Source organism: Nocardia sp. CC201C, from assembly GCF_030010695.1.
Taxonomy (GTDB): Bacteria; Actinomycetota; Actinomycetes; order Mycobacteriales; family Mycobacteriaceae; genus Nocardia; species Nocardia otitidiscaviarum.
Genome location: NZ_JASCXP010000334.1, coordinates 1 through 8,370 on the forward strand (window position 1 = coordinate 1; position 8,370 = coordinate 8,370).

General features: G+C 65.7%; 9 protein-coding genes. 3 read left to right on the plus strand and 6 right to left on the minus strand.

The genetic code is table 11. The annotated features are described in order from the left end of the window. From QK444_RS27280 to QK444_RS27305, 6 genes are all read right to left on the minus strand, one after another. Positions 1-1,128: ABC transporter transmembrane domain-containing protein (locus tag QK444_RS27280; protein WP_282785018.1), on the minus strand; the 1,128-nt coding region annotated here is incomplete at its 3' end. Positions 1,129-1,163: 35 nt separating this feature from the next. Beyond that, positions 1,164-2,276: a 3-oxoacyl-[acyl-carrier-protein] synthase III C-terminal domain-containing protein gene (locus QK444_RS27285; protein WP_282785023.1), complete on the minus strand. Its 1,113-nt coding sequence runs from the start codon at positions 2,274-2,276 to the stop codon at positions 1,164-1,166. 176 nt (positions 2,277-2,452) lie between these two features. Further along, positions 2,453-3,913: a fatty acid desaturase gene (locus QK444_RS27290; RefSeq protein ID WP_029928962.1), complete on the minus strand. Its 1,461-nt coding sequence runs from the start codon at positions 3,911-3,913 to the stop codon at positions 2,453-2,455. Between the two features lie 313 nt (positions 3,914-4,226). Next, positions 4,227-5,054: an LppX_LprAFG lipoprotein gene (locus tag QK444_RS27295; RefSeq protein WP_282785019.1), complete on the minus strand. Its 828-nt coding sequence runs from the start codon at positions 5,052-5,054 to the stop codon at positions 4,227-4,229. Between the two features lie 292 nt (positions 5,055-5,346). Further along, entirely contained in the window at positions 5,347-6,057 is a 711-nt protein-coding gene (locus tag QK444_RS27300; protein WP_282785020.1) for an alpha/beta hydrolase, read from the minus strand. 102 nt (positions 6,058-6,159) lie between these two features. Further along, complete coding sequence (locus QK444_RS27305; RefSeq protein WP_282785021.1) at positions 6,160-6,531, minus strand: DUF1844 domain-containing protein; 372 nt, start codon at positions 6,529-6,531, stop codon at positions 6,160-6,162. A gap of 459 nt (positions 6,532-6,990) precedes the next feature. On the opposite strand from QK444_RS27305, the gene infC reads away from it, so the two are divergent. The 3 genes from infC to rplT all read left to right on the plus strand — a co-directional run. Continuing rightward, positions 6,991-7,614, plus strand: coding sequence for a translation initiation factor IF-3 (infC, locus tag QK444_RS27310; RefSeq protein ID WP_282785024.1), 624 nt, complete (start codon positions 6,991-6,993; stop codon positions 7,612-7,614). A 69-nt stretch (positions 7,615-7,683) separates the two neighbouring features. Further along, positions 7,684-7,878, plus strand: coding sequence for a 50S ribosomal protein L35 (rpmI, locus tag QK444_RS27315; RefSeq protein WP_029928954.1), 195 nt, complete (start codon positions 7,684-7,686; stop codon positions 7,876-7,878). 116 nt (positions 7,879-7,994) lie between these two features. Further along, a partial coding sequence (rplT, locus tag QK444_RS27320) for a 50S ribosomal protein L20 (protein WP_282785022.1) occupies positions 7,995-8,370 on the plus strand: 376 nt, incomplete at its 3' end.

Here is an 8,370-nt window from a genome sequence, read left to right on the forward strand (position 1 = left end):
CGGTGTGGGCGGCCCGCCCGGCAGAGCCGGATGTCCACCCGGACTGCCCGCCTTTCGGCCCGGCACGGGTGGCGGCCCGTCGGCTCCCGGCGTCGGAAACAGCGGTGGCCGCTCGGCCACATAGCTGTAGCCGACGTTCACCAGTTCCAGCCGCGCCGCGGTGACCGGCGGCCGATCGCCGAACGGCAGCCGCTCCTCGTCGTGCATGGTCGCCATGGACAGGTTCATGGTGCGGATCTTGGCCAGCGCCACATCGCCGCGCAGCAGGTCCGGAATCCGGTGCATGAAGTTCTGCATGGGCATGGACAGGAAGGTGGTCACCAGTACGTACCCGATCATGACCTCCTTGGGCAGGTTCATGGCGGAGGCCAGCACGAACAGGATGAGCGCCATGGTCGCCAGCTGCAGGACCTGTCCGAGCCCCTGTGCCAGCGCGAATTTCGTCCCCGCCTCGACATTCTGGGAGCGCAGTCGCTCGGCGGTGCCCAACAGATGCTTGTCCATGAAGTCGCGGCGGCGGCCCCGGTGCAGCTTGAGTTCCTTGATGCCCAGCGTCACCGCCTGGAACGACCGCAGTAGCGCGTCGTCGTTCTCCCGCGCCTCCTGGTAGATCCTGCGCACCCGCTTCAAGAACATCTCCACGCAGGCGATGCCGAGCAGCGTGCCCGCCACGGTGACCGCGAAGATCGGCCCGGACACCACCGCGAGGTAGACGAAGCAGCCGACGATGGTGGCCACGTCGATGCAGATGCTAGGAATGGCCGTCACGGCCTGTGACAGCGACCGCACGTCCTCGGTGAGCGTCGCCATCAGGCGGTGCATGCCGAGCCGTTCCAGATGTTCCAGCGGGGCCGAGACGATTCCGGAACTCAGCTCCGCCCGCAGCCGGTAGATGGCGTCCTGAGCCAGCCGGATGAGCAGCACCTGCGACGCCACCCCGCTGACCAGGATGACCATCGCCGTCAGGACGAAGGCCCGCAGCGTGATGTTCGGGTGCGGCTCGGGGGAGACCACGCCGCGGATCAGGGTGAGCAGATAGGTGTTGGCCACACCGCAGATCAGGCCCGCGGCGATGACGGCCGCGATCCGCATCCAGGAGATCGAGAACAGGAATCTGATGAGTTGCATTGCTACTGCGCTCTTTTCGACAGCGACGAGGTCGATCAGTGGCGGATGATGTCGAAGATCAACCCTTCGAGGGTGACACCCGGCGCGAAGGAGAAGGCCACCCCGGTGGAGATCGGGGCGGCGGTCTCGGACTGCTGGATCATCCGCTCCAGCACGAAGATCAGCGAGACGCTGAGCATATTGCCGTGCTCGGCGAGCACGTTCCAGCTCAGCTCCGCCCGCTCGACCGGAATGCCCAGCGAGCGCGCGGATTCCTCGATGATCTTGGGTCCACCCGGATGGATGGCCCACAGGTCGATATCGGTCTTGTGCAGGCCGTTGCGGTGCAGTACCTCGGTGACCACCGGATCGACGCCGCGCAGAATGTAGTGCGGCAGGCTCTCGGCCAGCTCGCAGGTGATGCCGTCGTCGTTGACGCGCAGCACGATGCCGTCCTCGGCATCGTCGAACAGCTGACTGAAACTGTCCCGGATGACGACCCGGCCGGGTGCGAGCGGCTGGTGCACCTGACTCGCGCCGATGAGCACCGCCCCGCAGCCGTCACCGAAGAGGCTGTGAATGATCACGTCGTTGACGTCGTCGTCGAAAACCGCGTTCACCGAACTGAGTTCGATACAGATGACCAGCGACTTCTTGTCCGGATGGGACCGCACGTAATCGGTGGCGGTGCGAATGCCGTTCATAGCGGCCGCGCAGCCCATGAAGTTCACCACGATGCGCCCGACCGTCGGCGACAACCCCAGCTGCTTGACCACCGCCACGTCCACGCCGGGCGCGATGAAGCCGGTGCTGGTCACGAAGATGAGCTGGCCGACCTCGGCGGCGGGATCCGCGACCCCCGCCAGCGCGCGCCGGGCCACGTCGACGGCCAGCGGCACCGCGTGCTCGTAGAACAGGTCCATGCGCTCCCGGATGGTGCCGGGTCGGCGGCTGAAGGGCAGGAACCGATCGTCGAGTGGATCGACCACGAGGTGGCGGGTGTCGATGCGGGTCTTCTGGTAGACGCGTGGAATGCGAGCCCGCTGAGCGGGATCGGCGAACAGTTCCGCCACCCGACCGGCCGCCTCGGCTTGATCGAAGACACCGCTCGGCGACCCGGTCGCGATGCCCTCGATCACGCCGACCGTGGTCGGCGGGGTGGGTAGCATATGCACGAGATCGTAGGCGAACCCTTCGCCCTCGCTACGGTGGGAAATGGCCCCCGTGGGTTCGATGCCCCCCTCGTCGATGGTGACGGACACGAAATTCTCCCCTTCTTTCGATAAGAATCGGGCGATCGGTCCCCGTGCCGAACAGTGACGTGATCGCCCGCAACGGAATCGGTTCAGACCGTTCCGATTCCGGTGAAACCCTGGACCATGTAGATTCCGCAGGTTTTGAAGGCCGACGGTGAACAGTGCTCCCGCACCAGGCCCCACTTCTTGTCCTTCGCCTCGTCCGAGGGTGCGAGGATGTAGGTGCGAATCTGTTTGGGAAAACGATCGGTGAAGAAGCTCTTGGCGGGCAGCCATTCGACCCCGAATTTCGCCGCCTCTTCGCGCAAGACGTCCTCGGTGGCGATATTGGCGAATCCGCTGCGCTGATAGGGCAGTACGTGATGCACCCGATGCGAACTCAATCCCGCGGAGAGGAAGCAGTCGACATAGCGATTTCCGACCACCTTCAGGTCGTAGGCCTGCTCGAGCTGGTTGATGCCCCAGTCCTCGGTGTTCGACTCGATCTCCTCGGTCTCCATCTCGAAGTCGTGGCTGGCCACCACCAGGAAGGTGCTGATCCACAGCGTGATCACGAACTGCAGTGCCCAGGCCCAGAAGTCGCCCGCCAGGGTGAACACCACCAGCTCGCCGACCAGCAGGAACCGCACTCCGAACGAGCCGATGAAGTGCGGCAGCGCGCCGCCCCAGGTGCCGTACATGTCCTTGATGCCCACCTTGCGAGTGAGGCGGCAGACGTCGAGCAGGCGCATGATCATGCCGGTGACGGTGTGCCCGAACTTGTGCACGGTGTGCACGGGCACCCGGTACAGGCGCGGGACCTGCATCATCATGGTGAAGACGTTCTTCTTGATATCGACTTCACTCTGGGTGTGCGGGTGGTGCAGCAGGGCGTGACCGTCCGCGGTCACGAAGGCCAGCGCGACGTAGTTGAGGTCGAAGGCATTCGTGTAGATCTTGTTCATGCCCTTCTGGGCACGGTGGATGGCGTAGTGGCCGAAGCCCGCCAGCGAACTGCGCAGCAGCACCATCAGCACGACGAACAGCGGCAACGGCATCCAGCCGGTATCCCACAGCCGTAGACCCTGTACGGCGAAGTAGGCGACGGCCAGCAGTGCGACGACGATGTCGAAGTACCGGTCCATCCGTTTGATGCGGGCCGCCAGCTCGGGATCCTTGAGCCGCGCCTTCACCTTGTGGAGGAGGTCGTCCTTGTTGTCGAAGCGGTATTTCGGGGTGTCGCGCCAGCTGTCGAAGCCCTCCTTGAACAGGAAGTCCGGCGCGTTGGCCTTCGGATGGATGTCCTCGGGCAACGCCTCGCGGTCGAGTGCGTAGCGCTCGATGAGTTTGGCGATTCCTTCCGGATTCTTGTGATAGGAACCGACAATCGACGTGATATCCCGATTCTTGGTGCGGCCGATGAAGAACTCGCCGCCCGGATGCTTGGAAATCCAGTCGCTGAGGTCGTAGGCTCGACCGTTGTACACCCACACATTGGAGACCGGAGGCGGGCCCTCGGGACGGGGAGGACGACGGAATTCCCGCTCCTCTACGTCTGGGCGGTCGGTCATGTCATTCCTCCACGCGCGCGAGCAAGTCGATAGCCTTCGGACCGTATCGTCCTTGCCGCGCCTTGCATTCCACTGAACAATCTCTTACAGCGGGCCGGACGGGACGTGCGGTTCGCACAGATATCGCCGCCCGGGCCGAATACGTAACCGGCCGTGCCGGGATTCGCGAGTCTCATGTCTCATCGGGTCGCGAGCGGAGCGCCGCCGCGCGACCCGGGAACGACAGCCGGTCCGGGGCGCGCGGCGGCGATCCTTGCCGCCCTGGCGCTGTCCCGGACCGGTTCCGATCCACGAGCGTGGCTCGTGTCCGCCGTCAGCCCGCGGGCTTGGCGACGGTGACGGGCTTGCCGTGGTCCGACAGTTCCAGCTCGATGCTGCCCTGATCCTTGGTGACCTCGGCCTTGATCAGGTTCGGTCCGGTGCCGGGCGAGGCGGCGGTGGAGGGCAGGGGAGCGGCGGAGGTGGTGGGCGGTGCGACGTCCTGGATCCACAGGGTGATCGGGAGTTCGCCGACGCCGTCGCCGAGGCGCGGCACGATCGGGTCGATGACCGAGCCGCTGATGGTGCCGGTGACCTTCACGGTCTCGACGCCGTTGATCGTCTCCCGCTTCTCGACCTGCGGGTTCTGCACCTGCGCAATGGCATTGGCCAGACCCTTGTCCTTGTCGAGGATGACGCCCGGGTCGTACATCTTCTCGGCGGGGCCGATGGGGGCGTACTTGACGCCGTCCTGGGCCGCGTACAGGGTCTTGTCGACGACCAGGAACTTGGTCTCGATGAAGGGCTCGTTCTCCGCGGTGCGGACCTTGGCCTCACCCATGGCCTGCCCCGAGCCCTCGGGCTGGTTGGTGACATCCGCGTCCACCATCTCCACCGGGAGGTTCGGGATGTTGTTCACATTCAGGGTGAGGTGCACCGACTGCAAGGTCTGGGTGGTGCGGGCGGATTCCTGCACGATCTGCGCGCCGTCGGGCAGTTCGGTCGGCGGCGGGGCGGCCGCGGTGGTGGCGGGATCATCGGAGCCGCTGGAGCAGCCCGAGACCAGTGCGGCGACGACCGAGGCCGCCAGCACGACCGGGGCGATCCCGGCCCGTGTGCGCGAGCGGCGCGGTGTCCGCTTGCGCGTCAACAGTTCAATCATGTTCAACCCCCGTTGAGAGTTCTCGTACGACCCGGTTGGTGGGCAGTGGACTGCCCGAGCGGTTTGCGTCCCATGTCCGGGTCCGGCACAGGCCGGGCACGATCATGGGCCGCGCAAGACATTACGCATATCGAGTCGGAAGTGCAGCGAGAACTATTCCCAGGCAACCATGTTCATAGTTGTTGTTTCACACTTGTGCCGTCGATTGGCAAATATCAGGCAACGCTCAGCGCCGCCGCAGTGGCGGTGCCGTCTGACAATCGATTCGATCGCGGGAAGTGTTAATCGCGGCTCATCGGTTGGCGGTTCCGTGAATCAGCTCGGCGAGTTCCTTCGGTCGCGAGAACATCGGCCAGTGACCCGTGGGCAGGTCGACATAGTCGGCGTCGATATGCGCCAACTCGTCGAAGAGGCTGACCTCCGGGGCATCTAGCAACTGCTGGGCTACCTCGGTGGTGAAGCTGGAACAGATCATGGTGGTGGGGACGGCGAACCGCTGTGGGCGGTCGCTGAGCGTCACCGGCACCGACACCAGGGGAGCGGGTTCCGACACCGCGCGCTCCCGGAAGCGCGCCAGCGCCGCCTCGTCCAGCCCGTCGAGCAGATTCGGCTGCTCCGCCCGGAACTCGTCCCAGGCCGGCAGTTCCCACGCGGGTAGCGCGGGATCCAGGCCCGGATTCACCGCGAAACCCGGCCACGCGGGCGCGGTGTCCACGTAGATGACACGCTCGAAGCGCTCGGGAGCCAGATCGGTGGCGAGGTAGCCGGTGACGGCGGCCCCGCTGTGCAACACCAACACTCGCCGCTCGCCCTCCGGCACCGCGTCGACGATATGCCGCGCCTGCTGTTCCAGCGTGGTCGACAAACGTCCGGCATCGGCGGGATCCAGTCCCCGCGGCGTCAGCGCCGTGACATCGTCACCCGCGTCGCGAAGTACCTCCGCCACCTCGTCCCATGCCCATGCGCCGAGCCAGAACCCGGGGACCAGGAGTATGCGCGCCATGGACGAAGGATGGCACAGGCCGCCGACATCTTCTCGCCGAGAAGGTCATCCGGCGGCCGGTCGCGCCCGGATGTCGGGCATTCGTCGAAACGGGCCGTGCGGTCAGTAGACCGGGCCGGTGTACTTCTCGCCCGGACCCGCGCCCGGAGCGTCCGGATGTTCGGAGGCTTCGCGGAAGGCACGTTGCAGCGACTGGAGACCGTCGCGGATGGGACCGGCATGCGGGCCCAGGTATTCGACCGACGCGGTCACCAGGCCCGCCAGGGCGGTGATGACGCGGCGGGCCTCGTCCAGGTCGAGGTGCGGGCTGGCGGCGGGATCGGCCTCGCCGAGCCCCAGCTTCTCCGCGGCGGAGCTCATCAGCATGACGGCGGCCCGGCTGATGACCTCGACGGCCGGGATCTCGGCCAGCTCGCGTACGCTCAACTCGCCGTCGATGAGGTCCGATTCCGGATCAGCAGTCGCCTCGCTCATGCCGCCACCTCGCTGGCGCTCGGCGGCGTCACGAGCGAGAGCTCGGCTGTGTCTTCTGGTCGCTCGCTGCGCTCGCTCATGGCTATGAGCATGGCACCGAGCGGCTTGTCAATGGTCTCGGGGGGACCGATTCGGCGGATCGTGCCGCAGCTGTTAGACTGACCTGCGACGACCGTCCCGGATCGGTTCCTGCGATCGACCGGGGCTTCAAGTGGAGCCCGACTCCCACCGTCAGCCGGTCACTACCAGGCTCGACGGTCCGGTCGCCCATCTTTTTCTGATGGGTTCCTCGTGTGGGATTCTTCCTGCACAGGTGCGATGCGAGCTGTTTGCGTCGCAGGCCGGTCGACTCGGGCCCCGTGTTGGAGAAATACCGACACGGGGCTTTCGTGTTGAAATTGGGGTTGCAGTTTAAGCGTTTGCGGTCGTTGGACGACACCGCTTGACCTAGGAGGCCCCATCAGCACTGAGACCCGCATCAACGATCGCATCCGTGTCCCGGAGGTCCGACTCATCGGACCGGGGGGTGAGCAGGTTGGGATCGTGCGTGTTGAAGATGCACTTCGCGTCGCCATGGAGGCGGACCTCGACCTCGTCGAGGTCGCACCGGACGCGCGCCCGCCGGTCTGCAAGATCATGGACTACGGCAAGTTCAAGTACGAGACCGCGCAGAAGGCGCGCGAGTCGCGGAAGAACCAGCAGCAGACCGTGATCAAGGAGCAGAAGCTCCGTCCGAAGATCGACGATCACGACTACGAGACCAAGAAGGGTCACGTCCTTCGGTTCCTGCAGGCGGGTTCGAAGGTCAAAGTGACGATCATGTTCCGCGGCCGCGAGCAGTCGCGACCGGAGCTCGGGTACCGGTTACTCCAGCGGCTGGCCTCCGACGTCGCCGAATTCGGTTACGTCGAGACCTCGGCCAAGCAGGACGGCCGGAATATGACGATGGTCCTCGCGCCGCACAAGGGGGCGAAGACGCGGGTGCAGGCGCAGAAGACGGTTCAGGCCGGCAGCGCGCCGAGCTCCACCCCTGCGGCGTCTGCCGACGCGCCGGCTCCGGCGCAGGCGGACAAACCGCAGTAACGAACGATTCAGGTAGCACCGGTGGGACACGTCTGTGTTCCGCCGGTATGAGACAGATACGAGGATTCCATGCCGAAGATGAAGAGCCACAGCGGCGCGTCGAAGCGTTTCAAGCTGTCGGGCAAGGGCAAGCTGCTGCGTCAGCAGGCGAACCGCCGCCACCTGCTCGAGCACAAGCCCACCCGTCGGACTCGTCGTCTGGACGGCGTGGAGGTCGTCGCCAAGGCGGACGTCGCTCGCGTCAAGAAGCTGCTCGGCCTCTGATCTCCGGCCGAGTGATCTCCGGCCGAAGCAGCCATCCGCGATCCGTTTACGGACGCTTTCAACCGACCAACTCCGGGCGCGACCGCAGCGCCCACGATTCGAACAAGGACTGACAAGTGGCACGCGTCAAAAGGGCCGTCAACGCTCAGAAGAAGCGCCGTTCCATCCTCGAGGCCAGCAAGGGCTACCGCGGCCAGCGCTCGCGGCTGTACCGCAAGGCCAAGGAACAGCAGCTGCACTCGCTCACCTACGCCTACCGCGACCGCCGCGCGCGCAAGGGTGACTTCCGCAAGCTGTGGATCGCTCGTATCAACGCCGCCGCGCGTCTGAACGACATCACCTACAACCGCTTCATCCAGGGCCTGAAGGCCGCCGGTGTCGAGGTGGACCGCAAGAACCTCGCCGAGATCGCCGTCTCCGACGCCGAGGCGTTCGCCGGTCTGGTGGCCGTGGCCAAGGCCGCGCTGCCGGAGGATGTCAACGCCCCCGCCG

Coding starts and splice junctions, on each gene's coding strand:
- rpmI (WP_029928954.1), top strand. CDS start 7,684: ATGCCGAAGATGAAGAGCCACAGCGGCGCGTCGAAGCGTTTCAAGCTG.
- QK444_RS27300 (WP_282785020.1), bottom strand. CDS start 6,057: ATGGCGCGCATACTCCTGGTCCCCGGGTTCTGGCTCGGCGCATGGGCA.
- QK444_RS27285 (WP_282785023.1), bottom strand. CDS start 2,276: ATGCTACCCACCCCGCCGACCACGGTCGGCGTGATCGAGGGCATCGCG.
- QK444_RS27305 (WP_282785021.1), bottom strand. CDS start 6,531: ATGAGCGAGGCGACTGCTGATCCGGAATCGGACCTCATCGACGGCGAG.
- QK444_RS27290 (WP_029928962.1), bottom strand. CDS start 3,913: ATGACCGACCGCCCAGACGTAGAGGAGCGGGAATTCCGTCGTCCTCCC.
- QK444_RS27295 (WP_282785019.1), bottom strand. CDS start 5,054: ATGATTGAACTGTTGACGCGCAAGCGGACACCGCGCCGCTCGCGCACA.